The following is a 25,794-nucleotide window of genomic DNA, read 5'->3' as shown; positions in this document are numbered from 1 at the left end:
AATCATATTTAAGTAAGACAAGCATAGGCTTTACACATAAGCAAAAGAATGAAGGAGGAGCATAATGAAAAAGCTATGTGCATTAGCCGCTTTCGCTTTTATCGGATATATTTGTCACTACGACATTAAATACGGGACCATTCCCACTGCTACTGAAGCAGTTCAAGTCAGCAAAGCGCAGCCTGCAGAAACAAAAGCCGCCAGCTCTTCTTCCACCTATACAAAAATAAAAATTAAGCCAGGCGATACAGTTTTGTCCGTCATTGAGGAGCTTACAAAAAAATCGATACCGGTTTCTATGAACCAAATGATTACAGACTTCAAAAAGTTAAATAACGGTACAGCGCCTGAGGATATTCAAATTGGAAAAACGTATAAGTTCCCTATTTACAAGTAATGACAGCATTCTTCTTGTCAAGATGGGATAGTCATTGTTAAAATAGCTAAGGTAGTACTTTCTACTAGTTATTTTGTTCATAAAGAGTTATTCTATTAATGAATTCAAATTCTTGATTTCATTTTGAAGGAGAGATTATCACGTGAGTGAAATTATACATCGTACAAAAACACGCCCGGTTAAAGTTGGAGATTTAACAATCGGAGGCAGCAACGAGTTAGTTATTCAAAGTATGACAACCACTAAGACACATGATGTTGAAGCAACGGTTGCAGAAATTAAACGTTTAGAAGAAGCAGGATGCCAAGTTGTTCGTGTTGCTTGTCCAGACGAGCGCGCAGCAGATGCAATCCCTGAAATTAAAAAACGCATTAACATTCCATTAGTCGTGGATATTCATTTTGACTACCGCTTAGCATTAAAAGCAATTGAAGGTGGAGCGGATAAAATCCGTATCAACCCTGGTAATATCGGTCGCCGTGAAAAAGTGGAAGCTGTTGTAAATGCTGCAAAAGCTAAAAATATTCCAATTCGTATTGGAGTTAACGCTGGTTCACTTGAAAAACGTATTTTAGACAAATACGGCTATCCGACAGCAGATGGCATGGTAGAAAGTGCACTTCATCACATTAAAATTTTAGAAGACCTTGATTTCCATGACATCATCGTTTCAATGAAAGCATCGGATGTTAACTTGGCAATTGAAGCTTATGAAAAAGCTGCTCAAGCATTTGACTACCCTCTTCACTTAGGAATTACAGAATCGGGTACATTATTTGCAGGAACTGTAAAAAGTGCAGCAGGTCTTGGCGCTATTTTATCTAAAGGAATCGGAAATACATTACGTATTTCTTTAAGTGCGGATCCTGTAGAAGAAGTAAAAGTTGCGCGCGAATTGCTAAAATCATTCGGTTTAGCTTCCAATGCCGCAACGCTTATTTCTTGCCCAACTTGCGGACGTATTGAAATTGATTTAATTAGCATTGCTAATGAAGTTGAAGAGTATATTTCAACTGTAAAAGCACCGATTAAAGTAGCGGTACTTGGCTGCGCTGTAAACGGTCCTGGTGAAGCTCGTGAAGCTGATATCGGGATTGCGGGAGCACGCGGTGAAGGTCTACTATTCCGCAAAGGCGAAATCGTACGCAAAGTTCCTGAAGAAACAATGGTTGAGGAACTAAAAAAAGAAATTGATAAAATTGCTGCTGAATATCACGCAAAGCAAGAAGCTGAAAAAGCTGCAGCTAAATCATAACTAAAAAAAGCGAGGCGCATATGCGCCTCGCTTTTTTTTATGAAAAGAACGGTAATATAAACGTACCGACAATAATCGATACAACTCCGATCCCTATTGCCCATGCTCCTAGCGTAAGTGCTCCTTTTCTGCGTGCGATAAACCCTAGAATAATCCCAGCGGCACCAAGAATAATTGGTAAAAAGAATAGTGAAAGAATCGAAAGCACGAGTGCGAAACGACCGTATCCCGTTCCTTCTCCTCGTCCAGCGACTTCATGATTGCGATTGCGATCAATATCTATAACTTCACGCTCTGCATGAGGCTCTCCTACTCGGTAAGGAACGCCCACTTCAGCTGCAGTTTCTTCCATGAAATCAGCTTCATATACATCTTTTCTACGCCTTTGTTCTTCATTCTCCATGCTTAATCCCTCGCTTTCGTAAATAAGGAGCATTTATAGTATCTGAATGCGAGGAAAAATTATAAGTGTTAATCTTATACAGCCGCTCACTCTCTTACAAGAAATAGGTACAAACGCAATCACCAGGCCGTGCAGTGATCATTACGTTTTGCCAAAGGCGTATAAAAAGTATTACTGTTTCTCTTTGGGCTTTATGTTACACTAGACAAGAATAATCAAGCACCTAAGTAGAATAAACGTATTAAAGGAGTGCACGTAGTTGACGAAAAAGTTTGGAATTGACATTGATGGAACTGTTACTTCTCCTGAAACTTTTGTTCCTCATTTAAATAAAGCCTTTAACTTAAATTTAACACTTGAAGACATTACAGAATATGATTTCAGCCCTTTTGTAAATGTATCACCTGCTGAACTCGGGAAATGGTTTAAAGCAAATGAACGCTCTATTTACGAAACCTCTCCACTTGCAGACGATGCAAAAGCTGTTTTGCAAAAATGGCATCAAAAGCACGAATTATTCTTTATTAGTGCAAGGCACGATAAGCTATTGGACGTCACGGAAGAATGGTTTCAAAAAAATGAACTATCGTTTCATCACATTGAGTTAGTCGGTTCTCATTTTAAAGTTGAGACAGCAAAACGATATGATGTTGATATCTTTTTTGAAGACAAACATGATAATGCTTGTGAAATCAGTGAAGAATGCAATATCCCCGTTATCTTATTTGATACTCCTTATAATCGCTTACCTGTTCCAAAAGGAGTGGTTCGCGTATACAATTGGCTAGAAGCAGATCAGTGGGTAGCCAGCTGGTTAAAAGAACAGCAAAAATAAAAAAGAGAGGTGCATAACGCCCTCTCTTTTTTATTGATTACATTCTATACATTGACCGTAAATTTCAAATTTATGGCCTGTAATATTGTACCCTCGCAAATCCTCGTCTACATACTCCATCGGACAAGCTTCAATTTCTTTTGTTTTTCCACAATCTAAACAAATGAAGTGGTGATGATGATGGGCGGTCGCACATTTAAATCGAAAGTGCTTTTCGCTCGAAAGCTCCGTCATTTCAAGTACACCTAACTCCACAAACAATGATAAATTACGGTAAATGGTATCAAAACTCAGACCAGGATAATCGGGCTTCATGTACTCTAATACATCTTTTGCCGTTAAGTACTTATTTGATTTTGAAAACAAGGCAAGCATTTCTTCACGCTTTCCTGTATGTTTATATCCTTGATCTTTTAACAAATGAATGGCTTCAGTTAAATTCATTTTTGTTTCCCCTTCCGTCCTTTATTAATCATAATAGATATGATTAAAATAACAACAGCAATGACAACAATTGTACCGCCTGGTGCTAAATCCAAGTAGTACGCTGAAAATAATCCGCCTAAAACAGATATTTCACCAAAAATCACCGAAAGCAGAATCGTTTGTTTAAAGCCTCTAGCTAAGCGAATGCTTGCTGCTACAGGAAGAGTCATAAGAGATGACACTAATAAGATACCGACGATACGCATCGATACAGCAATGACAAGAGCAACCATCACAATAAATAAAAAGTGCATCCACTTCGATTTAATCCCAGAAGCAGAAGCGTGCTCCTCGTCAAAAGATAAAATAAACAATTCTTTATATAAGAAAAAGACAATAGCTATAACAAATACGGCTATGACAACAACTGTCCAAAGATCCGAACGACTCACCGCACTTACGCTTCCAAACAAATAATTCATTAAATCATTATTAAAACCGTCCGCTAGCGAGATACAAATTGCACTAATACCAATTCCGCCCGATAAAATAATCGGAATGGCCAGCTCTTGGTAATGCTTGTAGACGCTTCGAAGTTTTTCAATAAAAAGAGCGCCTGTAACGGAAGATACCATCCCTAAATAGACGGGGTTCACTCCTTGCATAAACCCTATTTTCTGACTAAGAAGCAAGCTCGCAGAAATCCCCGCTAGCGTCACGTGACTTAACGCGTCTGCAATTAAAGAAAGACGTCTTACTACGATGAACGTGCCCAATAAAGGAGCTAAGACGCCAATAATCATACCGGTTAAAAATGCATTTCGTAAAAACTCAAATTGAAATAAACTGCTTATCATACGTGCTGCCCTCCATGATGATGATCATGGGTTAACACATGAACATTATGACCATAAAACATAGATACGTCATGTTCACAAAGCTGTTCGAATTCTTTGGCATTCCCATGAAAGTGTAGAAATTTATTTAAACAAGCAACGTGGGTTACTTTTTCTGAGACAGTGCCAATATCGTGAGTAACAAGCACAAGCGTAATGCCTTTTTCTTTATTTAACTTTTCAAGAAGCTCATAAAAAGTGTACACATTTTGTGCATCCACTCCGACTGTTGGCTCATCTAAAATTAACAGCTCGGGTTCGCTTACAAGCGCGCGCGCAATAAAAATTCGCTGCTGCTGGCCACCGGATAGTTCTCCTATGTTTCGATTTAAAAATTCGCTCATCCCCACTGCTTCTACCGCTTCTTTCACTTTTTGTTTATGAGAAGCATTCATAAAGCGAAACAAACCTAATTTTGAAGTAAGACCCGTGGAAACCACTTCAAAAACGGTAGCAGGAAAGCCGCTGTTGAAACTATTCGCTTTTTGCGATACATATCCAATTTTACTTCGTTCTTTAAACCTTCTCTGATCTTTTCCAAATAAACGAATTGCACCTTGAGATGGTTTTTGCAAACCAAGCAAACATTTGATTAGCGTTGATTTCCCAGAGCCATTTGGACCAACGAGACCCAAAAAAGCTCCTTTTGGAATTGAAAAACTTATATCTTCTAATACATTCACTCCATCATATTGAAATGATAAATGATCAATTTCAATGATATCAGGTGTATTCATATGCGCCTCACCATTCTTTTTTTATATTTCTCCATACAAAAGAGGGCACGGTTTCTATCGTATACTCCGTTACCCATTTACTTTCTCAGAATCATTACGATTTAGTCATTAATGTAGTATACAGGATTGTCTTTTATTTGTAAACTAAGCCGTTTCACTCCTTCGCTTTCTTGCCTCCGTAAGTTCATCCGGCTCGAAATGTTGTTTTATTACACAATATAGTCACATCTTTCTTTTTTATTCATAAACTGTATATGACGAGGAGGTAATCATATGAAAATTGTACAACAGATTGTCAATAAGAAAGTAAACAACATTACCCCGAAAGAGCTTTTAAAGTATAGCAAACAATACAACATCCCCATTACAGATCAGCAGGCACACACACTTGTATCCGTCATTAGACAGCAGCCCGTAAATATTTATAACCTTGAAGAGCGCCGAAATTTAATCAAACAAATTGCTCAAGTAACAGATCGTGAAACTGCCAGACGAGTGAACGAATTATTTCAGCAGTTGATGTAAAAGAAGAGGTCATGTCTACAGACATGACCTCTTTCAATCACATATAAAATTACATAAGCTTTTGTTTTAGCTCTGAATCAAAGCTTTGTGCACGAATCATATCAATTTCCAACTGATATGGTGCTTTTTTATTCTTCTTATCTTCTCCTACATAAGGAGTTTCTAGAATTTTAGGAACTTCTTTAAACGCTGGGTGATGAACAATATAATTCAGTGCACCAAATCCAATTTCACCAAACCCAATGTTTTCATGGCGGTCTTTTCGAGCACCGCGTACATTTTTACTATCATTGATGTGAAGCACTTTAATTCGCTGTATTCCTACGGTTTTGTCAAATTCATTTAATACACCGTCAAAGTCTTGAACGAGATCATAACCAGCGTCATGAACGTGACATGTGTCAAAACAAACAGAGAGCTTTTCATTGTGCGTCACGCCATCAATAATTTGGGCAATTTCTTCAAAGCTTCTTCCACACTCTGTTCCTTTTCCAGCCATTGTCTCAAGCGCAATTTGAACTTCTTGATCAGCTGTCAACACTTCGTTTAGACCTTTGATAATTTGCTGAATACCGGCATCTGCTCCAGCGCCCACGTGAGCTCCTGGGTGAAGAACAATTTGCTTTGCGCCAAGAGCATGGGTGCGCTGAATTTCAGACGTTAAGAAATCTACTCCAAGCTCAAATGTTTCGGGCTTTGTTGTATTTCCTAGATTAATGATATAGGGAGCATGTACAACAATATCTGTCATTCCATGCTCTTTCATATGCAAAAGACCAGCTTCAATATTAAGCTCTTCAATCTTTTTGCGACGAGTATTTTGTGGAGCGCCTGTATAGATCATAAACGTATTTGCTCCGTAAGAAGCTGCCTCTTCACTTGCTCCTAAAAGCATCTTTTTGCCGCTCATTGATACGTGAGAACCAATTTTCAACATTACTTTTTACACCTCTAACCTATTGCGATTAACGATTGTTGCGTCTTTCACTACGCTTTTTCTTTTGCACATACTTTGTAATTTCACGAGCACGTTTTTTCTTGTAGCCAGGCTTTACTTTCTTCGGCTTTTGAATAAAGCGATGTGCCTCTTCTCCCACTTCATCCGCTTTCTTCACACGCTTTTTACGGCGGTTACGGTCATCGATGGAAACCCATTCTTGCTTTTGAAGATCTTTGTTTACAAACTCGATTCCCATTTTCTCTAGCTTATTTACTGCATCTTCATCTTCCACATCGAAGATTGTAGCAGCAATTCCAGAATGACCGGCACGAGCTGTACGTCCTACGCGGTGAATGTAGAAATCTAGATCTGAAGGAAGCTCAAAGTTAATAACGTGTGAAATTCCTTCAATATCAATACCGCGAGCTGCTAAATCTGTCGCTACTACGTATTGAAATTCTAAATTATTAATTTGCTTCATCATTTTCTTACGGTCACGAGGAGATAAGTCTCCGTGAATTCTTCCTACTTTTAATCCTTTAGACAGTAGATCATCTGCTACTTCGTCCGCCATTTTCTTTGTATTTGTAAAGACGATAGCTAAATAAGGATTATACGAAATAAGCATATCATGCAGCAGCTTAAACTTGTTACGATGACGCAGTGGAACTAATACATGCTCTAATTTAGCTGCTGCTGCTTGCTTCGGCGAAACATGCGTAAATTTTGGATTTTCCATGTATTTTTTTAAGAATGGCTTTAATTTTTCAGGAATAGTTGCTGAAAAAACAAGCATCTGTAATTTTTCAGGCATATTGCTTGCCAAACGGTCCACATCTTCTAAAAATCCCATATCAAGCATTAAATCAGCTTCGTCTACTACTAACGCCTTTGTTGTATACACAACTAACGCTTTTTCATTTACTAAATCAAACAAACGAGCCGGTGTTCCTACAACAACTTGAGGCTGCTTCTTTAATTTGTCGATTGTACGCTGCTTATCTGTACCGCCGATAAAACATTTTGCTGAAATTTCTTCTCCTTCAGCACTGTGTTTTGTTAGCTTTAATACTTCTTGATAAATTTGAGAAGCAAGCTCACGAGTTGGAGCGGTGATTACAACTTGTACTTCTTCTTTTTTAGGGTCTACCTTTTCAAGTAAAGGCAATAAATAAGCGTGTGTTTTGCCGGTCCCTGTTTGCGACTGACCAATTACGCTTTCCCCTTTTAAAACGGAAGGAATTAAGCGCTCCTGAATCTCTGTAGGCTGATAAAAACCTAATTGTTTAATTGCTTCTATTAAAAATGGTTGAAACTCAAAACGTTCAAAGTTTGTTTTTTCCATAATAGTCTCCTTTTTTACATTCACGTTCATCTTTTAAGGCACAATATATGATTATAATCGATTTTTCCTTCTGTGACTACTTCTCATTCATATTACTAAAACTTATTACCTGTTTCAAAAACATTTTATCGCGAGTTGCATACGATAGTAAAAGAAAATCTACTTTACTAAAGGAGGTGCGTCCTTTGCTACAGCGAAGACCACCATTTCCACCCGGTATGCAAAGAAGAATGATGCCAGGAATGCCACCACAAAACGGCTTTGGGCAACAACCTGGTAACTTTGGCCAATTTAATCCATTACAGCAGTTTCGTAACTTTGCCCAGCAAACAAATGCTCAACAATCATTTTACCCGAATCAGCAAGGCCTGAACCGTGGAGGAGGTAACTTCTTAACTCGCCTATTCCGAAGAGGCGGAAATAGAAACATACCATTTCAACAAGCGGCTGCAGCTGCTCCTCGAGGTTCTTTGTTTTCTGGACTTTCAGGAGCCCAAGGTGCTGCAGGAGCGACTAACTCTTCTTCCCTGCTTGGAGGTTTGCAAGGATTAACGAACCCTGCTAACTTGAGCTCCATGATGGGGAATGTTCAGCGAGTACTAAAAGCAGCGGAAACGATGGGACCTATGATTCAACAATACGGACCTCTTGTCAAAAATGCTCCTTCTCTGTGGAAAATCTATCAGGCCTTGCGCTCAAGTGATGACACAGATGAAATACTCGAAGCAGAAGGAACAGAGGTTTCTGAAACTGATGAAAGCAAAGACAGTAAGGTTTTATCAGCAGGCGCAGAAAGCACGGATTCATCCGATGATGAGCTGGATTTCTTTGAAGAAGAAATTGAACATTCATCCAGAGATCGGGTGTCTAAACCAAAACTTTATATTTGATAAATCTGCTGATTCCTTAAGGAAATACCGTGAGCAAAAAAAGAATATCTTTGTATTCTTCCTTCCTCTTTTATATAATAGAAGCGAGTTGAATTGCTCGTCAGGATTATGATGAGGAGGAAATTGAAATGAAAGTTATTAAAATTGCACCGCGCGGCTATTGTTATGGTGTAGTAGACGCAATGGTCATTGCACGAAACGCCGCTTTAGATAAATCATTGCCTCGACCAATCTATATCTTAGGAATGATTGTTCATAATAAACACGTTACAGATGCGTTTGAAGAGGACGGCATTATCACACTGGACGGTGCTAATCGCCTAGAAATCTTAGACCAAATAAATGAAGGAACCGTTATTTTTACTGCGCACGGAGTATCTCCAGAAGTAAAAGAACGAGCAAAAGAAAAAGGCTTAACAACAATCGATGCTACATGTCCGGATGTTACAAAAACCCATGACCTTATTCGCCAAAAAGAAAAAGAAGGTTATGACGTTATTTATATCGGAAAACGAAATCATCCTGAGCCAGAAGGTGCACTTGGTATCGCGCCAGATATCGTTCATTTAATTGAAAAAGCAGAAGACGTAGCCCATTTAAATATTCAACGTGAGAAAATCATTGTAACAAATCAAACAACAATGAGTCAGTGGGACGTTGCAGAAGTAATGGAAAAGGTAAAAGAAAAATATCCGCACGCTGAAGTTCACAAGGAAATTTGTTTAGCTACACAAGTTCGCCAAGAAGCTGTAGCCGAGCAAGCAGGTGAAGCAGATGTTACAATTGTTGTAGGAGATCCTAAAAGTAACAATTCAAACCGTTTAGCTCAAGTATCAATGGAGATTGCCGGCACTGAGGCATATCGTATCGGTGACATCTCAGAGCTGCAGATTGAATGGTTGATGAATGCGAAAACCGTAGCTGTTACGGCAGGCGCATCTACCCCTACTCCAATCACAAAAGAGGTCATCAATTTTCTAGATCAGTTCGATCCAGAAGATGAAACAACGTGGACACGTGAAAAAAGCGTGCCTCTTTCAAAGATTTTACCAAAAGTTCGAACAAAAAAATCGTCTTAATAGACACAAAAGAAGGTGTTGACATTTTTCAACACCTTCTTTCTTTGTTACATAAACGTAAATGGGTTTGTGTCTACTTTTGAATCAAATACTTCACACTCAAAGTTTTTTGCATCAAAAAGACTGTTTAATAAACGCGTTACACCTTGTCTCATGACTTTTTCAACATGATGACCAGGATCTACAACGTTTAATCCCATTGCCATTGCATCATGCGCCACGTGGAAATACAAATCCCCTGTTACATAGGCATCTGCTCCGCTAAATTTTGCGTTTGTAATATATTTGTTTCCATCTCCGCCAAGAACAGCTACTTTTTTCACCGTGGCATCCATAGACCCTACTACTCTAACACCATCCACATCCAATGCTTGTTTAACATGAGCGGCAAACTGTTTTAACGTCATCTCTTCTTTTAACTTACCAATTCGTCCAAGTCCAAGCGTCTCGCCCGTTTGTTCCACTGGATAAATGTCATAGGCCACTTCTTCGTAAGGATGAGCACTGAGCATGGCGCGAATAATTTTATTTTGCTGAACCGCTTCAAAAATAGTTTCAACTTTTGTTTCATTGACACATTCTAACTCTTCTTTTGAGCCAATGTATGGATTGGCTTCTGAAGAAGGTTTAAACGTGCCTTCCCCTTCAGTTGAAAACGTACAGTCGCTGTAAAGACCCACATGTCCAGCTCCCGCATCACAAATAGCTGTGCGCACTGCTTCAGCATGATTTGAAGGAACAAATACAGCAAGCTTTTTCAGCTGAATAGACGTTGTTGGAACCAGCACTTTTGTCTCTTGTAGCCCCAATGCTTCGGCCAACAAGTCATTTACTCCGCCTTTAGCTATATCTAAGTTTGTATGAGCAGCATATACAGCAATATCATGTTTGATGCATTTCTCTAAAATACGCCCTTCAGGACGATCTGTAACCACTTGTTTTAGAGGTCTAAAAATAGGAGGATGATGAGCAATAATCAAATCCACTTGTTTTTCAATCGCTTCGTCTACGACCGTTTCAAGAACATCTAACGTTACCATTACTTTTTTTACAGGCTTGTTTAACGTTCCAATCTGTAAACCAATTTTATCTCCTTCAACCGCTAAATGCTTGGGAGAAAATGATTCAAATGCTTCAATTACTTGAAATCCGTTAGGGATTTTACTCATTTTAACGCCTCCTCAATTAATGAGATGTCTTGGGTAAGTTTTTGAAATTTTGCTTTGCTTTCCTCGGATTGAGCCTGCTCCATTTGGCTGACAATTTGTTTAAGATGATTCAGTTCATGCGTCCACTTTGTCATAAAAGCAGAAGAGCGCTTTTCTTTTAAAATAGGGCCCATTAACACACCGGCTTTCACTTCACCGTTATAAGGAGCTAAGGCGTTTCCAGGTTCAGCGACGATGACTTCATACATACGACCGTCTTCTTCGATGATTTTTTCATCAATGATTTCCCAGTTGTGTTCAATCAGCCAGCTGCGAATATGATGTGAACCAATATTCGGCTGAAGTACAAGCCTTTTTACTCCTTCTAACTTTGCTTTTCCTTCTTCTAAAATCATCGTAATAAGCGTTCCGCCCATTCCGCAGATTGTAATACAGTCTACTTCATTCGGTGATATTACTTCTAGGCCGTTTCCTTTTCGAACGTCAATAACGTCCGTTAAGCTTGTTTTTTTCACCTGCTGAATAGCAGATTGAAGAGGCCCTTCTGTAATTTCTCCTGCTACGGCACCGCTAATATATCCATTTAAATAAGCAAAACACGGCAAGTATGCATGATCTGAGCCAATGTCTGCTATCTTTGCTCCCAAAGGAATCGACTTTACTACTTCTTCAAGTCTTGTTGATAAGTTTAATTCATTCATTTTGTCACCTATTCTCTATGTGATTACTGTTCATTATTTTAACATAGATAGCTGCATGATTCCTATTTCTCTTCATGTTTTCCTTTTAGCTGAATGCTTATAAAAAATCACAAAAAAAAAGCCTGCTTTATAAATGAGCGGCTTTCCAGAAAATCATGTTTCTGAACTCTATTTAATTTCTGATACCCATTTAGCCATTTCCTTCGCTTTTTCCGGAGGAACCAGCCCAGGCGGCATGTTTCCTTTACCGTTTACAACAATATCTGCAATTTCGTCTTGAGAAACTTTTTTCCCAATTCCTTTTAACGAAGGACCTACTCCACCTTGATACTGATCACCGTGACAACCAATACAAGTTTTTTGATAAATTTCTTCTGGTTTAGCTGAAGCCTGCTGTTCCGCGCCACCGCCTTCTTTTTCAGCCGCGATTTCTTTTGCATTATTCAATCCGTTGAACGAAAGCGTTAACATTAAAGCAATCCCAATTACCGCAATTAATAAAAATGGTATTAGCGGATTTCGCTTCACTCACTATACCCCCTTTATGTATTCCCATCCCTAGAAATAACAAAATAGTATAAGCACTTTTATTTTACTTGAAAATGCTCATAAGTGAAAGGGTTTTATTTACATAATTAACTAATTTCTTATTGCGTATCTTAACAGCCAATTTGCCTTGCAATAACCGAGCGCTGAATTTCTGAAGTTCCTTCTCCAATTTCTAAAAGCTTGGCATCTCGTAAATACCGCTCCACGTGATACTCTTTCATGTAGCCATATCCTCCATGAATTTGAACAGCTTGACTGGCTACTTCCATACAAATTTCAGAAGCATACAGTTTACACATAGCAGCTTCTTTCGTAAATGGCTTTCCTTGGTCTTTTAACCACGCTGCTTTATACACCATATTTCTTGCTAACTCAATTTTCATCGCCATATCAGCTAATTTAAACTGAATCGCTTGAAACGATGAAATAGCTTTTCCAAATTGCTTTCTTTCCTGCGCATATGACAGTGCTTTTTCATAAGCCGCTTGAGCGATTCCAACGGCCATTGCGCCAATTCCAATTCTTCCCCCGTCAAGCGTCATTAGAAATTGTTTAAAGCCTTCTCCTCTTACACCGAGTAAATTCTCTTCAGGCACTTCAACATCCTCTAAAACGAGTTCAGTTGTATTTGAAGCATGTAGACCCATTTTTTCGTAATTGTCTATTACAGTAAAACCTCGAGCTTCTGTAGGCACGATAATAGCTGAAATTTCTTTTTTACCTTCTGTACGATTTGTAACAGCTGTTAAAGCTAAAAACTTTGCATAGCTAGCATTCGTAATATAGCATTTACTTCCATTAATCCTAAATGTTCCATCCTTCAACACTGCTTCTGTCTCTGTTCCCCCCGCGTCACTTCCTGCGTTCGGTTCGGTTAAACCAAACGCTCCAAAAGATTCCCCGGAGCATAAAGCAGGTAGGTACTGTTCTTTTTGCTCCTTTGTTCCGAATAAATAAATAGGTGCGCCCCCGAGCGAAACATGAGCTGAGTATGTAATTCCTGTAGAGCCACAAGCTTTACTTAATTCCTCTACGACGATAGCAAAACTAACCGTATCTGCTCCTCCGCCTCCATACTCTTCAGGAAAAGGAAGACCCATTATCCCAAGCTCACTTAACTTTTTAAAAACATCAAGCGGAAATTGCTTACTTCGATCGCGCTCTAATGCATTCGGTGCTACTTCCGCCTCTGAAAACTCTCTCAGCGTCCGTTGAATCATCTTTTGTTCATTGGTTAATTCAAAATTCATTTTTATTCCCCCTAAAAAAATGTATACGCTTACATTATTTAATTATAATTCATTTTTGTAAATTTTCTCAACTTTTAAAACGTTTTAATTTTTTCATGTTATAATAGAGAAGTACCAATCAAAGCAAGAATAAAATGATAGCGATTCCATTTTTCGGATGTTTAAAAGGAATTTGAACAGCTTATGCTCTGTAACAAAAGAATATAAAGGAGCATTTGCAAAACGAAGGACAATTCAGTAAAATATATAAAAGAAGAAAAGTTGGTAAAAAAATCAATATACTTCTTCAAAATGCGTTTTTATGAAATTTATTCCATAAAAAATAGATAGCCCCTTTCCTCTAGGAAAGAAGCTATCTCATAAGCGTTATTTACGCTTTTATCTATTCTAAGAAATCTTTTAAACGTTTGCTTCGGCTAGGGTGACGAAGCTTACGAAGCGCTTTAGCTTCAATTTGACGAATACGCTCACGCGTTACGCCAAATACTTTTCCTACTTCTTCAAGCGTACGCGTACGTCCATCGTCCAGACCAAAGCGGAGTCTAAGAACATTTTCTTCGCGATCTGTTAACGTATCAAGGACGTCTTCTAACTGCTCTTTTAATAATTCATATGCAGCATGTTCAGAAGGTGATGTTGCATCCTGGTCTTCAATAAAGTCACCTAAATGCGAATCATCTTCCTCACCAATTGGTGTTTCAAGGGAAACCGGTTCTTGAGCAATTTTTAAGATTTCACGAACTTTTTCTGGTGTTAAGTCCATATCTTCTGCAATTTCTTCAGGAGATGGTTCGCGACCTAAATCTTGTAAAAGCTGACGTTGAACACGAATTAGCTTGTTAATCGTTTCAACCATATGAACGGGAATACGAATCGTTCTTGCTTGGTCAGCAATTGCACGAGTAATAGCTTGACGAATCCACCATGTCGCATACGTACTGAATTTATAACCTTTACGATAATCAAATTTTTCTACCGCTTTAATAAGACCCATGTTTCCTTCTTGAATTAAATCAAGAAACAGCATACCGCGCCCAACATAGCGTTTAGCGATACTTACAACAAGACGTAAGTTTGCTTCAGCAAGACGACGTTTCGCTTCTTCATCCCCTTCTTCAATACGTTTTGCTAAATTGATTTCTTCCTCTGCCGACAATAGGTCAACGCGTCCGATTTCTTTTAAGTACATACGAACTGGATCATTAATTTTTACACCAGGAGGTACACTTAAATCATTTAAATCAAACTCTTCTTCTTTTGACAGTTCTTGAATATCGGGATCGGCATCGTCATCATTTGCTTCAGATTCACTCATTACTTCAACACCTTGTTCTCCAAGGTATTCATAATATTCATCCATTTGATCGGATTCAATTTCGAAGTTTGCCATACGCTCTGCAATTTCTTCGTATGTGAGCACACCACGTTTTTTTCCGATTTCGGTCAATTGATCTTTTACTTGTTCAATTGTTAAATCTGAATCAAGTTGTTTTGATTGAGCTGATTTTTCAGCCATCAGATCCCCTCCTTCCAAAATTTTAAGGAAAACCTTCTAAAAGTGGGACTAATACGCAATATCGTTTATTTTAACGTTTTTTTTAACTGTAAAATTTCCATTGCTATTGTCGCAGCTTTTAAATAATCTTTTTGACGCTCTGCTTCTTGCTTTTCTGCCTCTTTTTTTTCTATCGCTAACCTTTGTGGGTAAATCAATATCGTTTGGACATAATCATTCAAAGCTTGCTCCGACAATTCATCATTGATTGACATCATCGCCAATTCTGAAGCTAGACTAGACAACGAAGACTCGGGCAACCGTTCGATAAATCCGCTCGGATTAGGCTCGTGTCCTTCCTCGTAATAAGCATACAAATATAGAACAAGCGCACGATGTTCCTCAACATTGAACTGACCTTGAAGTCGGTCTTGAATTCTAAATGCTACATCCTTATCTTTCAACATATGAGCGATCAAAAAACGTTCTGCATTTTGATAAGCCGGTAATAAGCTTCTCTTTACGACTGGTTGTCTATTTATATTATTTCGATTTGGAGAATCATTATCCTTTTTCTTTTTTTCAGTTCGATACACTTGATACTGCTGTTCTTTAAGCGCATCTAATGAAATGGAAAACTCTTGTGCCAATTGGCGTAAATAATGATCTCGCTCTACAGCTTTCGTAAGGAGGCTTATTTCTTTCAAAACGTCTTCAATGTATTGCATACGTTCAGATTCATTTTGTAGATTTCGTTTTCGGCGGAGATACCTCATTTGAAATGCCATAAAGGTCAAGCTGCTATTAATAACATCATTTTGAAACTTCTCTGCCCCGTATTCTTTAATATAATCATCCGGATCATAACCATCCGGCATCACAGCAATCTTAACGGTACAACCTACATTTGTTAAGATTGCAGTTGCTTTGTGCGCTGCTTCAATTCCGGCAGAATCTGCATCATAGCAAATGATAACGGACTCTACATTTCGGCGAATAATCTTGGCTTGTTCTTCTGTTAAGGCAGTTCCCATTGTTGCGATTGCGTTCGGGCACCCCGCTTTAACAGCCGAAATAACATCTGCAAATCCTTCAAATAAAATAACCTGCTGATTTTTGCGTATATGTTTTTTAGCGCGGTGAAAGTTGTAGAGTGTGCGACTTTTGTTAAAAATAGAAGTTTCGGGACTATTTAAATATTTAGGCTGCCCTTTTATCTCTTTTAGCAGGCGCCCTGAAAATGCAATTGTTTTGCCTTGCAAGTCAGCAATAGGAAACATAATTCGATCACGAAAACGATCAAAGTACGTTTCATCTTGGTTGCGTTTAATGATTAAACCTGCATGTTCCATCTCTTGCGGATTAAACCCACGTTTTGTTAAGAACTTACTTACAAATTCCCACGAATCTAAAGCAAAACCTATCTCAAATTCATCGATAATTTCTCGTGAAAACCCTCGATTTATTAAATAATCATAAGCATCTTGGCCTTCTTTTGTATTTACCAATAAATGATGGTAAAATTTCTTTAAAAGCTCGTGTGCTTCAATCATTTTATTGCTAGGCTTTTGATTATCTTCTTCATGAGGATGTATCTCATGTTCGAAAGGAATATCTCCTTTTTCAGCAAGCTGCTGAGCTGCTTCCGTGAAGGACAGTCCTTCTAATTCCATTATGAATGAAAATGAATTCCCTCCTGCACCACATCCAAAGCAATGATAAATTTGTTTATCAGGCGATACTGAAAAAGACGGTGTGCTTTCCCCATGAAACGGACAGAGTCCAAAATAATTGCGCCCTTGTTTTTTTAGTTGTACATAATCGCTTATGACGTCGACAATATCTACTGAATGCCGAATACGGTCGATTACTTCATCAGGAATTCGATTTGCCATAGTAACAGCTCCGTATTTCATATAATATTCTTCACTAAGTGCTAAATTCCTGCAAGTTTCGACAACATTTTTTCAAAAGCTTGAATGAAATGCTGGCGATCTTCTTCACTAAATGCCTTTGGGCCTTTAGTATGACGGCCTGACCGTCGCTCTTTTGCAGAAACATAACGAAAGAAAAGCACCGTATTCATTTCGTCGTCATTATAGTACTTTCCACGAGGAGACAGTGCGTAAACCCCTCGACTTACTAACATGCTTGCTAAGCCAGTATCTTGAGTTACCACAATATCCTGCTTGACTGCGTGATTTAAAATATATAAATCTGCGGCTTCCTTTTCTGCATCCACATAGACCCATTTTCCTGGTGTAGGATTTGTTTGCATGTGAGCATAGGAAGCAACAAACACAAGATCGATGTCATATGTATGTGTAAGTTCAACGATTTCTGCTTTAACAGGGCATGCATCAGCATCGACAAAAACTTTACTTTTTCTTTTGCTATAACTCTGTATTCTACATCCCTCCAGAGATTCCTTCTAACAATTTGTTATTTCCTGTAGATGGCATTTGTCGAATACTTTTTTCGATTTTGACTTGACTTTTATATAAATAGTTTATTCGTTCTTAACAAAGTCTAAACCTAAAACTATTCTTTTTTATCACAATTTTTTATTATAATATAAACAACCTATATTTTCTATACCAAAGTCACTTGTTTTTAAAAGTTCTGTCATATTCATCTTTGGGATATTTTCTTAGGCTTACAGCACACAAACATAAGAAAGCAATCTCCTTTATGTCACGCACAGAGGAGATCTATCGTTTATTTCTTTTTGATGGTATTAAGAATGATACCAGCTGTTTCTTCTACGGCTCTGTTGGATACGTCCACCACTTCACAGCCAATCTTATCTACAATCCCTTGGAAAAATTCAAGTTCTTCTTTAATACGGCCAATATTAGCATAAATTGCTTTATCGTTTAGCCCAAGAGACTTTAAACGCTCTTTACGAATATCGTTTAACTTTTCAGGACTAATAGTAAGTCCTATACATTTCTCAGGTGATACGTGAAACAGCTCTTCTGGTGGATCTACCTCAGGTACAATCGGAACATTGGCTACTTTCAAACGCTTGTGTGCTAAAAATTGAGAAAGAGGTGTTTTAGATGTTCTTGATACACCGATTAATACAATATCCGCTCTAAGAATGCCTCTCGGGTCACGCCCATCATCATATTTCACTGCAAATTCAATTGCTTCTACTTTCTTAAAATAATCTTCGTCTAATTTTCTAGCCATTCCAGGCTCATAGCGAGGAGAAAGTTGATAAGAAGATTGAATTTTATCAATTAAAGGTCCAATAATATCAAATACCTCTACCCCGTTCTTGGACGCTTCTTGAATTAAAAATTCTCTCATTTCGGGCTTTACTAGCGTAAAGCCAATAATAGCGTTGTTCATCTTCGCTACTGAAACCACTTCTGAAAGTGTTGCGATGTCCTCTACGTAAGGTACTCTTTTAATTACAAAGTCCGTCATATTGAACTGACTTGATGCAGCCTTTACAACTAGTTCAGCTGTCTCACCTACAGAATCCGAAATGACATAAAGACATGGGTTGTTCATATTTTGTGCATCCCCTTTTTAATCCTTTTTCACTTATAATACTTCATCATTTGCTAATGCTACTAGTAATTTTGTAATATTTGTTTTGGTAATGCGTCCCACCACTTCAAAATTGCCGTCTCCCTCTTTAATAACGGGCATAGCATCAATCTGTTTTTCAATTAAGATCTTAGCAATATCAATTAACAAATCTTCGCGATAGCAATATGTAATGTTGGGCATTCTCGTCATGATAATATGAACAGGAATAGATGTGAGCTCTTGCTTTCCGATACTCGCGCGCAATAAATCTTTACGCGACAGTACTCCCACCAGCTGGGATTTCTCATCCACTACAAAAAGGGTCCCCACGTCTTCTAGAAACATTGTACAAATAGCATCATATACCGACACATTTTCGTTCACAACCACCGGGATAGACTGATATTCTTGCACCTGTATTTTTTTTATTTTATCTGTAAGAAGCTGTGCTCCTGTTTTACCTGTGTAAAAGTAACCTACGCGCGGTCGCGCTTCTAAATAACCAGCCATTGTTAAAATAGCCAAGTCCGGTCTTAGCGTTGCCCGCGTAAGGCTAAGCTGATCTGCAATATGCTCGCCTGTAATAGGGCCTTCGTCTTTGACAATTTGCAAAATTTGTTCTTGTCGTTTGTTCAGTTCGATTGTACTCACCACCTAATCATTAAATGTGACATACTATTTATAAAACATTATATACTTTTTAAGCAAAAGTAAAAGCTATAACTTATTAATTTTAGCATTTTATCTTTTTAGAATGCCGTTTATTTTACCACGGCTTCTCAAAAAAAGCAGGCATTACGCTTATAATAAGTGAAGCTACCTCTTCGCTCCACAGTAAAAAGGGTGTCCTCTACACACTACGAGGCACCCTAGCGACAGCAATTCCTTGCATATCACTGATTATCTTTTCTATTTCTCATCAGAGAGCGATTGTTTTAAAGACTCCATCTGATTCAAAAAACGCTTTGTTTTTAAAAACAATCCTGAATATTCTTCGTAATATTGATCAATTACAAACTTTAATTGTTTTTTTGTTTCAGGCTTAACAGAAATAGAACCTAACCGCTTTAAATCAATATAATAAAATAGCCTTAATAGTTTAACCGTCATCGGACTAATTTTCAAATGATAAGGATCTTTTTCTAAGCATCGATGACAAATAAACCCGCCTTCTCGAATGGAAAAATGAAATGTTCCTTCACCTTGGTGGCAGACTGCACATTCATTTAATGTAGGATGAAGACCTAGAACGTTTAACATTTTCATTTCATAAATAAAAGTTAAGATCTCTGCATCATACTCTTCGTTCATATAATGAATGGTTTGGTGCAGCAGCTCAAAAAGAAATGGATTTGGTTTATTGTTCTCAGTAGCTTTATCCGTTAATTCAAGAATATAAGAAGCATACGCTGTTGTGAAGATATCTTCGCGTATGCTTCTCATAGATGAGATAACTTCTCCTTGATGGAGAGTGCCCATTCCTGAACCTGCTTGTATAAAAAAGTATCCATACGTAAATAATTGTGTGACAGAAGCCAAGCGACTACTAGGCTTTTTTGCCCCTCTTGCCATGAGACCCACTTTTCCGAGTTCACGTGAATAAATGGTGACAATTTTATTTGATTCACCGTAATCATTCGTTCGAATGACAATTCCTTCACACTTTTTAAACAATCATCATCACCGCCATCTTACAGAAGGCTAAGACAAGGGAGAATTGAGACTTTCGCTGTTGTCCTCATATGTTTCGGGTCTTTCTTTCACTTCATTTTCAAGTTCCTTAAAAATGAGATAAGTATCAATGCTACCTGTTTGTGAAAAAATGTTCCAAGTAAAATTCAACATAGAACTCCCACCTTTCTAACCATAAAGATCAGATACATATTTCAATTCCTTATGTTTAGAATAGCCTTCCGACGTAAAATCATGTAACACAATTTTTTACAAATTACCTTCTTTTATGAAGGGATATAAATCAATGCAAACAAGAACTCAAATGATTAATATTCGTCTTCTCTAAATCCAAAGTCACGGAGATGCGACGCTCGGTTTCGCCAATCTTTTTGCACTTTTACCCATAGTTCTAAAAATACTTTTGAACCTAAAAGGGCTTCAATGTCTGCTCTTGCTTTTCTTCCTACCTCTTTTAACATCTTTCCTTGCTTTCCAATTACGATGCCTTTTTGTGAATCTCTTTCGACGATAATTGTAGCGCCCACGTAAACAGCACCATTATCTCGTCTTTGCATAGAATCCATCACAACGGCAATAGAATGAGGTATTTCTTCCCTCGTTGCATGCAGTACTTTTTCACGAATTAATTCCGTAATAATAAAGCGCTCTGGGTGATCAGTTACTTGATCTGCCGGATAATATTGCGGACCTTCCGGCAATCGCTGCTTAATTTGATCAAGCAAACGCTCCACGTTATTTCCTTGTAAAGCTGAAATTGGCACAATTTCAGCAAAAGGATATAAGTCTTTATAATTCGTGATAATTGAAAACAATTCGTCTGGATGAATTTCATCAATTTTATTAATCACAAGGAAAACAGGCGTTTTTGTGTCCTTTAAACGCTCGATAATAAATTCATCGCCTCGACCTAAGCCTTCTGTTGCGTTAATCATAAATAAAATTAAATCTACTTCTTTAAGCGTATTTTGCGCTACCTTCATCATAAAGTCGCCTAATTTATGCTTTGGTTTATGAATTCCTGGTGTATCAATAAACACAATCTGCGCCTGATCTTCCGTGTACACACCCTGAATTTTATTTCTAGTTGTTTGCGGTTTGTCACTCATAATCGCAATCTTTTGACCAATTACTCGGTTCAAAAAAGTTGATTTCCCTACGTTTGGTCTTCCAATAATTGAAACAAAACCTGACTTAAATTCATTATTACTCATGTAAATCCTCCGATGAAAATGCTCCTGGAAGTAATTCTTCCACAGTTAATTCTTGTATGTCATTTTTTAAATTGGTTAATATAACTTTCATTTCTTTTGGACAAAGCTCAGAGATTACTTGTCTGCATGCTCCACACGGAGAAACAGGACGATCAGTATCAGCTACTACAGCAAGTGCTGCATACTCTTTATCACCTTCTGAATAGGCTTTAAATAAAGCCGTACGCTCAGCGCAATTGCACATGCTATAAGCTGCATTTTCAATATTGCAGCCGCGATAAACCTTTCCATCTTTCGTCAATAAAGCTGCACCAACTTTAAATTTTGAATACGGTACATAAGCCATTTCACGAGCTTTTTTCGCCTCATCAATCAGTCCGGTCTTATCCATTTATCCGCTCTCCTTTTGCGCTTCTACATGTCTTTTAACTTGTCCTTTTTTATTATACCACGGGGGTGTAAAGAACCAAAAAGAATCCTTTTTAAAACAAATACTTTAAGAAAATAATTCCTCCTATAAGGACAGCAAAACACGCATAGACCAACACCGCGGCTGCGGCTGCATCTTTTGCGTGTTTTGCTAGTATGTGATATTCAGGAGAAACTAAATCGACAACTTTTTCAACCGCTGTATTCATTAACTCCAAGCTGAACATGCCTGCAATCAGAAGCAGCACAACCACCCATTCACCAGCTGTAATTGACAGCACGGCTCCTAAGAAAAGGACGATGAAAGAAGCTGCTACGTGAATTTGCATATTTCTCTGTGTTTTACAAACATAGAGAAACCCTTCTATTGCATAACCAAAGCTACTGACAACTTTAGCTATCCCCTTTTTATCGCGAGAGTCCATATTGTTCTAAAATATCTTTTTGACGTGTAAACATCTCTTTTTCATCTTCTGATGTTTCATGGTCATATCCAAGCAAGTGCAAGAAACCGTGAACCGTTAAGAATCCTAGCTCCCTCATAAACGAGTGATTGTATTCTTCTGCTTGCTCATGAGCTTTTGGAATCGAAATGACAATGTCCCCTAGGACTCTTGGCATCTCATCTCCGATAATTTGCATTTCATCTTCGCCCATTTCTTCTAGCGCAAACGATATTACATCCGTTGGCTGATTTTTATGGCGGTATTGATGATTGATTTCTTGAATTCGATCATTATCCACAAATGTAACGGATACTTCTGCATCCTCTTGCAGATTTTCATATATAGCAGCGGCTTCAAGCAGCTTTTCAAGCTCTTTTTGCTGTTCTTCACTTACTTCGTTTGTTTCATCAATAAAATCAATAACTAAACTCATACCTTCACCTTCTCTTTTTTTATCTCTGGATATTCGATTCGGGAATGAAAAATCCCATTTAAAGTTTCACATAGTGCTTGGCGAATTAACTCTAGCTCTTTGAGCGTTACGTTACACTCGCTAAGCTGCTCATCCTGCAAGCGATCTTTAATAATATTTCGCACCAAGTTCTCAATTTTTTCCGGAGTCGGATTGGACATTGACCTTACGGCTGCTTCTACACTATCAGCTATGCAAATAACCGCTGCTTCTTTCGACTGAGGCTTTGGTCCAGGATAGCGATATTCTTTTTCATCAATTTTTTCTTCTGTTTGTTCGAGTGCCTTATGATAGAAAAACTTAAGCAGAGTGGTTCCGTGATGCTGCTCTGCAATATCTACAATCTCTTTTGGAAACTTGTGATTCCGCAAAATGGTCGCTCCATCTGTAGCATGTGCGATTATAATATTTTTACTAGTCTTAGGACTTAGTTTATCATGCGGATTAGTAATATTCATTTGATTTTCAATAAAATACTGCGGTCGCTTCGTTTTACCAATATCGTGGTAATAAGCCCCGACTCTCGCTAATAAACCGTTAGCTCCTATCGTTTCGCACGCCGCTTCAGATAAGTTTGCCACCATTACGCTGTGATGGTATGTTCCAGGTGTTTCGGTTAAGATTTTGCGTAATAGCGGATGAGTAGGACTCGATAATTCAATCAGCTTCATCGTAGATAAAATGCCAAATCCACTTTCAAAAAACGGTAGCAAACCTATAGCTAAAACGGAAGCGATAACACCAGATGCAATTGACATCATGCTGTAATAGCCAAGCTCTACAGTGCCGATATGACCATTTTTAATAAAAATAATCGCAAAGCTGATAATTACGTTTACCATAGCCACAAATAGACCTGCCTGCAAAATCCGTGAACGTCTGTGCTGCCTGCTTAAAAATAAAATAGCAGCAATATTGCTAATTAAAAAGTAGATCCCAATGTTCATATTAAACGAGGTTGTTAATTCACCATTAAAAATAATGCTTCCACAAATAGCAAATACAATGCTTGATAAAATAGCAATGCGTTCATCCATTAAAATTCGAATCAGCAAACCTCCCACCGCAACAGGAGCTAAGAAACCAATTTCTGATAAATCAATTTGCTGAAACAAGCTTAAGATTTTCATGAGGCCAATCGTAATGGTTGCTACTAATACATACAACAGCAAGGGCTGATATGTCTTGGTGTGAAATTCACGCAAATAGTAAATGAGGCCCGCTATCATCATTACAATCAGCAAAGCTAACCCCGCAAAAGGCTGAATAGATCCTTTATTATTCAACAATCCCGCGAGCTGGAGCTGACGATATATATCAGGATTAATAAGCTGATTTTCTTCTACGATAATCTGGCCTTGTTTGATTCGGACAGGCTCCACTTTTTCCACAGCTGCTTGACGGTTTTCAGCTGTTTTTTGTGGATCATAAATCACGTTTGGAATGATAGCGAATTTAGCGATTGCATTCATTGAATCCTTTAGAGAATTGCTGACATTGGTGTAAACAAGCTGACTTTCTACTTGATCTTTTTTCTCTTCTACATCGCTAATCTTCACTTGATCTTTCATCACATGATGAACGGCCGTGACTACAGCATCTTTCGCAATCGATAAATCACTGTTAGAAGACTGAAGCAGCTGCTTAATGGTATCCTTTGGCAAGTTTTTTTGAATGTCTTCAGGAAGCTTGTCCTCTAGCATTTTTTGTTTGGTTTTTAATACGGCATCGATACTGTCATCTTCATGATCTTCTTTTTCATATTCTGTATTAACTTCCATCATCGCATCAAAAATAGATGCAACAAGATCGACTTGGTTCTGTGCGTATTCTGTTTTTTGTGTATACACATCTTCAACGGCTTGTTCTGCCTCTGCCCGTTTTTTCTCTGTGCTCTCTTTATCTTCAATGGTAACGGGTGAGTAAATGGTTTGCGGAGAAATAGATAGTAATCTGAGATCTAATTCCTGCGGCTTTACATTGCTATACATAGACGCAAACATCATTACACCTAACAAGGCATATAACCCAATTTGAATTAACCGTAATCGCTCGATCTGTGCCATTGTTTGCTTGATTATCCGAAACGTTGACACAAACGTACCCCCTTTTACAAAAAATAGACCCTATTAAGAAAGGGTCTTTTGGTCAGCTTGTTCGTACGCTTGAACGATGCGTCCCACAAGTGGATGGCGCACAACATCTGACTGTTCTAGATGAACAAACGAAATACCTTTAACATTGGTCAGGATTTTCGAGACAGCCGCTAGACCAGACTGAGCTCCTTTTGGTAAATCAATTTGTGAAATATCTCCTGTAATCACCATTTTAGACCCAAATCCTAGTCGTGTTAAAAACATCTTCATTTGCGCCATCGTGGTGTTTTGCGCTTCGTCTAAGATAACAAACGCATCATCTAGTGTACGACCTCGCATATAAGCAAGAGGTGCTATTTCAATAACTCCGCGTTCGATTAGGCGTTGCGTATGTTCTGTTCCTAATACATCATGTAATGCATCATACAGAGGCCGCAAGTACGGATCTACTTTTTCTTTCAAATCTCCTGGCAAGAAGCCAAGACTTTCACCTGCTTCAACAGCAGGACGTGTTAAAATAATACGCTGCACGTGACCATTTTTAAGAGCATTAACGGCCATGACAACGGCTAAATACGTTTTACCAGTACCAGCAGGCCCAATTCCAAATACCAAATCATTTTTCTTAATAGCCGAAATGTATTGACTTTGTCCTAATGTCTTAACACGAATAGTCTTACCTTTTACATTTTTACCAATCTCTTCTTCATATACATCTTCAAAAAACTCGAGAGAATTTTTCTTAGCTAATTGAATCGCATACACAACATCTCGTTCAGATATGGAAATATTTTTTCGGATAATGTTCAGTAACTTTTTAAGCATTTCTTCCACTAGCTGAACATTTTCTGTACTTCCGGAGACTACAACAGTCTCACCTCTTGATATGATAGAGACCTGCATTTCTTCTTCAATTCGCTTTAAATTCGCATCTTGTACGCCAAATAATGAAATGGCTTCATTTGAATCATCAAGTTGTACGTTAATTGTTACTAGCTGTTCTGACATTC

Annotated in this window: 29 protein-coding genes; 6 read left to right on the top strand and 23 right to left on the bottom strand. The window is 38.1% G+C overall.

Annotated elements, in window-relative coordinates:
* Positions 1 to 64: 64 nt before the first annotated feature.
* On the top strand, positions 65 to 397 hold the full coding sequence (locus AC1DEF_RS01895) for a hypothetical protein (RefSeq protein ID WP_013059203.1): 333 nt from the start codon (positions 65 to 67) through the stop codon (positions 395 to 397).
* 151 nt (positions 398 to 548) lie between these two features.
* Positions 549 to 1,652, top strand: coding sequence for a flavodoxin-dependent (E)-4-hydroxy-3-methylbut-2-enyl-diphosphate synthase (gene ispG / locus AC1DEF_RS01890; protein ID WP_201763664.1), 1,104 nt, complete (start codon positions 549 to 551; stop codon positions 1,650 to 1,652).
* A gap of 37 nt (positions 1,653 to 1,689) precedes the next feature.
* Here ispG and AC1DEF_RS01885 read toward each other — a convergent pair whose 3' ends face one another.
* Positions 1,690 to 2,055, bottom strand: a complete 366-nt coding sequence (locus AC1DEF_RS01885) for a G protein-coupled receptor family protein (protein ID WP_013059205.1) — start codon at positions 2,053 to 2,055, stop codon at positions 1,690 to 1,692.
* A gap of 259 nt (positions 2,056 to 2,314) precedes the next feature.
* Between AC1DEF_RS01885 and AC1DEF_RS01880 the strand changes: the two genes are divergently transcribed.
* The gene (locus AC1DEF_RS01880; protein ID WP_013085038.1) at positions 2,315 to 2,890 is read left to right on the top strand and encodes a 5' nucleotidase, NT5C type; all 576 of its coding nucleotides are present in this window, start codon (positions 2,315 to 2,317) and stop codon (positions 2,888 to 2,890) included.
* A gap of 30 nt (positions 2,891 to 2,920) precedes the next feature.
* Here AC1DEF_RS01880 and AC1DEF_RS01875 read toward each other — a convergent pair whose 3' ends face one another.
* From AC1DEF_RS01875 to AC1DEF_RS01865, 3 genes are read right to left on the bottom strand one after another with little or no spacing between them, the layout of a single operon-like run.
* Positions 2,921 to 3,334 (bottom strand): Fur family transcriptional regulator, encoded by a 414-nt coding sequence (locus AC1DEF_RS01875; protein ID WP_013059207.1) that lies wholly within the window; start codon positions 3,332 to 3,334, stop codon positions 2,921 to 2,923.
* Positions 3,331 to 4,173 carry a metal ABC transporter permease gene (locus AC1DEF_RS01870; RefSeq protein WP_013059208.1) on the bottom strand — a complete coding sequence of 281 codons (843 nt, stop codon included), beginning with the start codon at positions 4,171 to 4,173 and terminating at the stop codon, positions 3,331 to 3,333. Before AC1DEF_RS01870 ends, AC1DEF_RS01875 begins: the two co-directional genes overlap by 4 nt.
* Entirely contained in the window at positions 4,170 to 4,949 is a 780-nt protein-coding gene (locus AC1DEF_RS01865; protein WP_013059209.1) for a metal ABC transporter ATP-binding protein, read from the bottom strand. The genes AC1DEF_RS01870 and AC1DEF_RS01865 overlap by 4 nt, the downstream gene beginning before the upstream one ends.
* 273 nt (positions 4,950 to 5,222) lie before the next feature.
* On the opposite strand from AC1DEF_RS01865, the gene AC1DEF_RS01860 reads away from it, so the two are divergent.
* Entirely contained in the window at positions 5,223 to 5,474 is a 252-nt protein-coding gene (locus AC1DEF_RS01860; RefSeq protein ID WP_013059210.1) for a DUF2624 domain-containing protein, read from the top strand.
* A gap of 49 nt (positions 5,475 to 5,523) precedes the next feature.
* Here AC1DEF_RS01860 and AC1DEF_RS01855 read toward each other — a convergent pair whose 3' ends face one another.
* Positions 5,524 to 6,411 carry a deoxyribonuclease IV gene (locus AC1DEF_RS01855; RefSeq protein ID WP_097824606.1) on the bottom strand — a complete coding sequence of 296 codons (888 nt, stop codon included), beginning with the start codon at positions 6,409 to 6,411 and terminating at the stop codon, positions 5,524 to 5,526.
* A gap of 28 nt (positions 6,412 to 6,439) precedes the next feature.
* Positions 6,440 to 7,759 (bottom strand): DEAD/DEAH box helicase, encoded by a 1,320-nt coding sequence (locus tag AC1DEF_RS01850; protein ID WP_013059212.1) that lies wholly within the window; start codon positions 7,757 to 7,759, stop codon positions 6,440 to 6,442.
* 185 nt (positions 7,760 to 7,944) lie between these two features.
* On the opposite strand from AC1DEF_RS01850, the gene AC1DEF_RS01845 reads away from it, so the two are divergent.
* The gene (locus tag AC1DEF_RS01845) at positions 7,945 to 8,649 is read left to right on the top strand and encodes a YqfQ family protein (RefSeq protein ID WP_064472138.1); all 705 of its coding nucleotides are present in this window, start codon (positions 7,945 to 7,947) and stop codon (positions 8,647 to 8,649) included.
* Positions 8,650 to 8,777: 128 nt separating this feature from the next.
* Positions 8,778 to 9,728, top strand: coding sequence for a 4-hydroxy-3-methylbut-2-enyl diphosphate reductase (locus AC1DEF_RS01840; protein WP_013059214.1), 951 nt, complete (start codon positions 8,778 to 8,780; stop codon positions 9,726 to 9,728).
* Positions 9,729 to 9,775: 47 nt separating this feature from the next.
* On the opposite strand, the gene AC1DEF_RS01835 is transcribed toward AC1DEF_RS01840, so the two are convergent.
* The 17 genes from AC1DEF_RS01835 to AC1DEF_RS01755 all read right to left on the bottom strand — a co-directional run bounded on the left by AC1DEF_RS01835 (position 9,776) and on the right by AC1DEF_RS01755 (position 25,792).
* Entirely contained in the window at positions 9,776 to 10,897 is a 1,122-nt protein-coding gene (locus AC1DEF_RS01835) for a Nif3-like dinuclear metal center hexameric protein (protein WP_318330925.1), read from the bottom strand.
* Positions 10,894 to 11,598 carry a tRNA (adenine(22)-N(1))-methyltransferase gene (locus AC1DEF_RS01830; RefSeq protein WP_097824609.1) on the bottom strand — a complete coding sequence of 235 codons (705 nt, stop codon included), beginning with the start codon at positions 11,596 to 11,598 and terminating at the stop codon, positions 10,894 to 10,896. The genes AC1DEF_RS01835 and AC1DEF_RS01830 overlap by 4 nt, the downstream gene beginning before the upstream one ends.
* A gap of 168 nt (positions 11,599 to 11,766) precedes the next feature.
* Positions 11,767 to 12,126, bottom strand: a complete 360-nt coding sequence (cccA, locus tag AC1DEF_RS01825) for a cytochrome c550 (protein WP_013059217.1) — start codon at positions 12,124 to 12,126, stop codon at positions 11,767 to 11,769.
* A gap of 131 nt (positions 12,127 to 12,257) precedes the next feature.
* Positions 12,258 to 13,397 carry an acyl-CoA dehydrogenase family protein gene (locus AC1DEF_RS01820; protein WP_043976200.1) on the bottom strand — a complete coding sequence of 380 codons (1,140 nt, stop codon included), beginning with the start codon at positions 13,395 to 13,397 and terminating at the stop codon, positions 12,258 to 12,260.
* Positions 13,398 to 13,779: 382 nt separating this feature from the next.
* Positions 13,780 to 14,913 carry an RNA polymerase sigma factor RpoD gene (rpoD, locus tag AC1DEF_RS01815; RefSeq protein WP_013059219.1) on the bottom strand — a complete coding sequence of 378 codons (1,134 nt, stop codon included), beginning with the start codon at positions 14,911 to 14,913 and terminating at the stop codon, positions 13,780 to 13,782.
* A gap of 65 nt (positions 14,914 to 14,978) precedes the next feature.
* Positions 14,979 to 16,787, bottom strand: a complete 1,809-nt coding sequence (gene dnaG, locus AC1DEF_RS01810) for a DNA primase (RefSeq protein ID WP_013085046.1) — start codon at positions 16,785 to 16,787, stop codon at positions 14,979 to 14,981.
* 41 nt (positions 16,788 to 16,828) lie between these two features.
* On the bottom strand, positions 16,829 to 17,299 hold the full coding sequence (locus AC1DEF_RS01805; RefSeq protein WP_026106699.1) for a YaiI/YqxD family protein: 471 nt from the start codon (positions 17,297 to 17,299) through the stop codon (positions 16,829 to 16,831).
* A 311-nt stretch (positions 17,300 to 17,610) separates the two neighbouring features.
* The gene (locus AC1DEF_RS01800; RefSeq protein WP_013059222.1) at positions 17,611 to 18,414 is read right to left on the bottom strand and encodes a pyruvate, water dikinase regulatory protein; all 804 of its coding nucleotides are present in this window, start codon (positions 18,412 to 18,414) and stop codon (positions 17,611 to 17,613) included.
* A 33-nt stretch (positions 18,415 to 18,447) separates the two neighbouring features.
* Positions 18,448 to 19,086, bottom strand: a complete 639-nt coding sequence (ccpN, locus tag AC1DEF_RS01795; RefSeq protein ID WP_025750542.1) for a transcriptional regulator CcpN — start codon at positions 19,084 to 19,086, stop codon at positions 18,448 to 18,450.
* 258 nt (positions 19,087 to 19,344) lie between these two features.
* On the bottom strand, positions 19,345 to 20,109 hold the full coding sequence (recO, locus tag AC1DEF_RS01790) for a DNA repair protein RecO (RefSeq protein WP_013059224.1): 765 nt from the start codon (positions 20,107 to 20,109) through the stop codon (positions 19,345 to 19,347).
* Between the two features lie 27 nt (positions 20,110 to 20,136).
* Positions 20,137 to 20,280, bottom strand: coding sequence for a YqzL family protein (locus AC1DEF_RS01785; RefSeq protein ID WP_014458193.1), 144 nt, complete (start codon positions 20,278 to 20,280; stop codon positions 20,137 to 20,139).
* Positions 20,281 to 20,435: 155 nt separating this feature from the next.
* A complete protein-coding gene (gene era / locus AC1DEF_RS01780; RefSeq protein ID WP_013059225.1) occupies positions 20,436 to 21,341 on the bottom strand; it encodes a GTPase Era in 906 nt (301 codons plus the stop codon).
* Positions 21,334 to 21,732 carry a cytidine deaminase gene (locus AC1DEF_RS01775; protein ID WP_013059226.1) on the bottom strand — a complete coding sequence of 133 codons (399 nt, stop codon included), beginning with the start codon at positions 21,730 to 21,732 and terminating at the stop codon, positions 21,334 to 21,336. The genes era and AC1DEF_RS01775 overlap by 8 nt, the downstream gene beginning before the upstream one ends.
* Positions 21,733 to 21,823: 91 nt before the next feature.
* Positions 21,824 to 22,195, bottom strand: a complete 372-nt coding sequence (locus AC1DEF_RS01770) for a diacylglycerol kinase family protein (RefSeq protein WP_097824610.1) — start codon at positions 22,193 to 22,195, stop codon at positions 21,824 to 21,826.
* A complete protein-coding gene (gene ybeY, locus AC1DEF_RS01765; RefSeq protein ID WP_025750544.1) occupies positions 22,179 to 22,649 on the bottom strand; it encodes an rRNA maturation RNase YbeY in 471 nt (156 codons plus the stop codon). The genes AC1DEF_RS01770 and ybeY overlap by 17 nt, the downstream gene beginning before the upstream one ends.
* On the bottom strand, positions 22,646 to 24,754 hold the full coding sequence (locus tag AC1DEF_RS01760; RefSeq protein WP_043976703.1) for an HD family phosphohydrolase: 2,109 nt from the start codon (positions 24,752 to 24,754) through the stop codon (positions 22,646 to 22,648). Before AC1DEF_RS01760 ends, ybeY begins: the two co-directional genes overlap by 4 nt.
* A gap of 63 nt (positions 24,755 to 24,817) precedes the next feature.
* Positions 24,818 to 25,792, bottom strand: a complete 975-nt coding sequence (locus AC1DEF_RS01755; protein ID WP_043976192.1) for a PhoH family protein — start codon at positions 25,790 to 25,792, stop codon at positions 24,818 to 24,820.
* Positions 25,793 to 25,794: the final 2 nt, after the last annotated feature.

It is taken from the genome of Priestia sp. 10L35, assembly GCF_056395685.1.
This window is presented reverse-complemented; position numbering and strand designations above follow the sequence as displayed.

What these genes read in the sequence shown, in the direction of transcription:
- AC1DEF_RS01895 (WP_013059203.1), top strand. Translation starts at nt 65, where the DNA reads ATGAAAAAGCTATGTGCATTAGCCGCTTTCGCTTTTATCGGATATATT.
- AC1DEF_RS01885 (WP_013059205.1), bottom strand. Translation starts at nt 2,055, where the DNA reads ATGGAGAATGAAGAACAAAGGCGTAGAAAAGATGTATATGAAGCTGAT.
- AC1DEF_RS01875 (WP_013059207.1), bottom strand. Translation starts at nt 3,334, where the DNA reads ATGAATTTAACTGAAGCCATTCATTTGTTAAAAGATCAAGGATATAAA.
- AC1DEF_RS01870 (WP_013059208.1), bottom strand. Translation starts at nt 4,173, where the DNA reads ATGATAAGCAGTTTATTTCAATTTGAGTTTTTACGAAATGCATTTTTA.
- AC1DEF_RS01865 (WP_013059209.1), bottom strand. Translation starts at nt 4,949, where the DNA reads ATGAATACACCTGATATCATTGAAATTGATCATTTATCATTTCAATAT.
- AC1DEF_RS01860 (WP_013059210.1), top strand. Translation starts at nt 5,223, where the DNA reads ATGAAAATTGTACAACAGATTGTCAATAAGAAAGTAAACAACATTACC.
- AC1DEF_RS01855 (WP_097824606.1), bottom strand. Translation starts at nt 6,411, where the DNA reads ATGTTGAAAATTGGTTCTCACGTATCAATGAGCGGCAAAAAGATGCTT.
- AC1DEF_RS01850 (WP_013059212.1), bottom strand. Translation starts at nt 7,759, where the DNA reads ATGGAAAAAACAAACTTTGAACGTTTTGAGTTTCAACCATTTTTAATA.
- AC1DEF_RS01840 (WP_013059214.1), top strand. Translation starts at nt 8,778, where the DNA reads ATGAAAGTTATTAAAATTGCACCGCGCGGCTATTGTTATGGTGTAGTA.
- AC1DEF_RS01835 (WP_318330925.1), bottom strand. Translation starts at nt 10,897, where the DNA reads ATGAGTAAAATCCCTAACGGATTTCAAGTAATTGAAGCATTTGAATCA.
- AC1DEF_RS01830 (WP_097824609.1), bottom strand. Translation starts at nt 11,598, where the DNA reads ATGAATGAATTAAACTTATCAACAAGACTTGAAGAAGTAGTAAAGTCG.
- AC1DEF_RS01820 (WP_043976200.1), bottom strand. Translation starts at nt 13,397, where the DNA reads ATGAATTTTGAATTAACCAATGAACAAAAGATGATTCAACGGACGCTG.
- rpoD (WP_013059219.1), bottom strand. Translation starts at nt 14,913, where the DNA reads ATGGCTGAAAAATCAGCTCAATCAAAACAACTTGATTCAGATTTAACA.
- dnaG (WP_013085046.1), bottom strand. Translation starts at nt 16,787, where the DNA reads ATGGCAAATCGAATTCCTGATGAAGTAATCGACCGTATTCGGCATTCA.
- AC1DEF_RS01800 (WP_013059222.1), bottom strand. Translation starts at nt 18,414, where the DNA reads ATGAACAACCCATGTCTTTATGTCATTTCGGATTCTGTAGGTGAGACA.
- AC1DEF_RS01785 (WP_014458193.1), bottom strand. Translation starts at nt 20,280, where the DNA reads ATGTTGAATTTTACTTGGAACATTTTTTCACAAACAGGTAGCATTGAT.
- era (WP_013059225.1), bottom strand. Translation starts at nt 21,341, where the DNA reads ATGAGTAATAATGAATTTAAGTCAGGTTTTGTTTCAATTATTGGAAGA.
- AC1DEF_RS01775 (WP_013059226.1), bottom strand. Translation starts at nt 21,732, where the DNA reads ATGGATAAGACCGGACTGATTGATGAGGCGAAAAAAGCTCGTGAAATG.
- AC1DEF_RS01770 (WP_097824610.1), bottom strand. Translation starts at nt 22,195, where the DNA reads ATGGACTCTCGCGATAAAAAGGGGATAGCTAAAGTTGTCAGTAGCTTT.
- ybeY (WP_025750544.1), bottom strand. Translation starts at nt 22,649, where the DNA reads ATGAGTTTAGTTATTGATTTTATTGATGAAACAAACGAAGTAAGTGAA.
- AC1DEF_RS01760 (WP_043976703.1), bottom strand. Translation starts at nt 24,754, where the DNA reads ATGGCACAGATCGAGCGATTACGGTTAATTCAAATTGGGTTATATGCC.
- AC1DEF_RS01755 (WP_043976192.1), bottom strand. Translation starts at nt 25,792, where the DNA reads ATGTCAGAACAGCTAGTAACAATTAACGTACAACTTGATGATTCAAAT.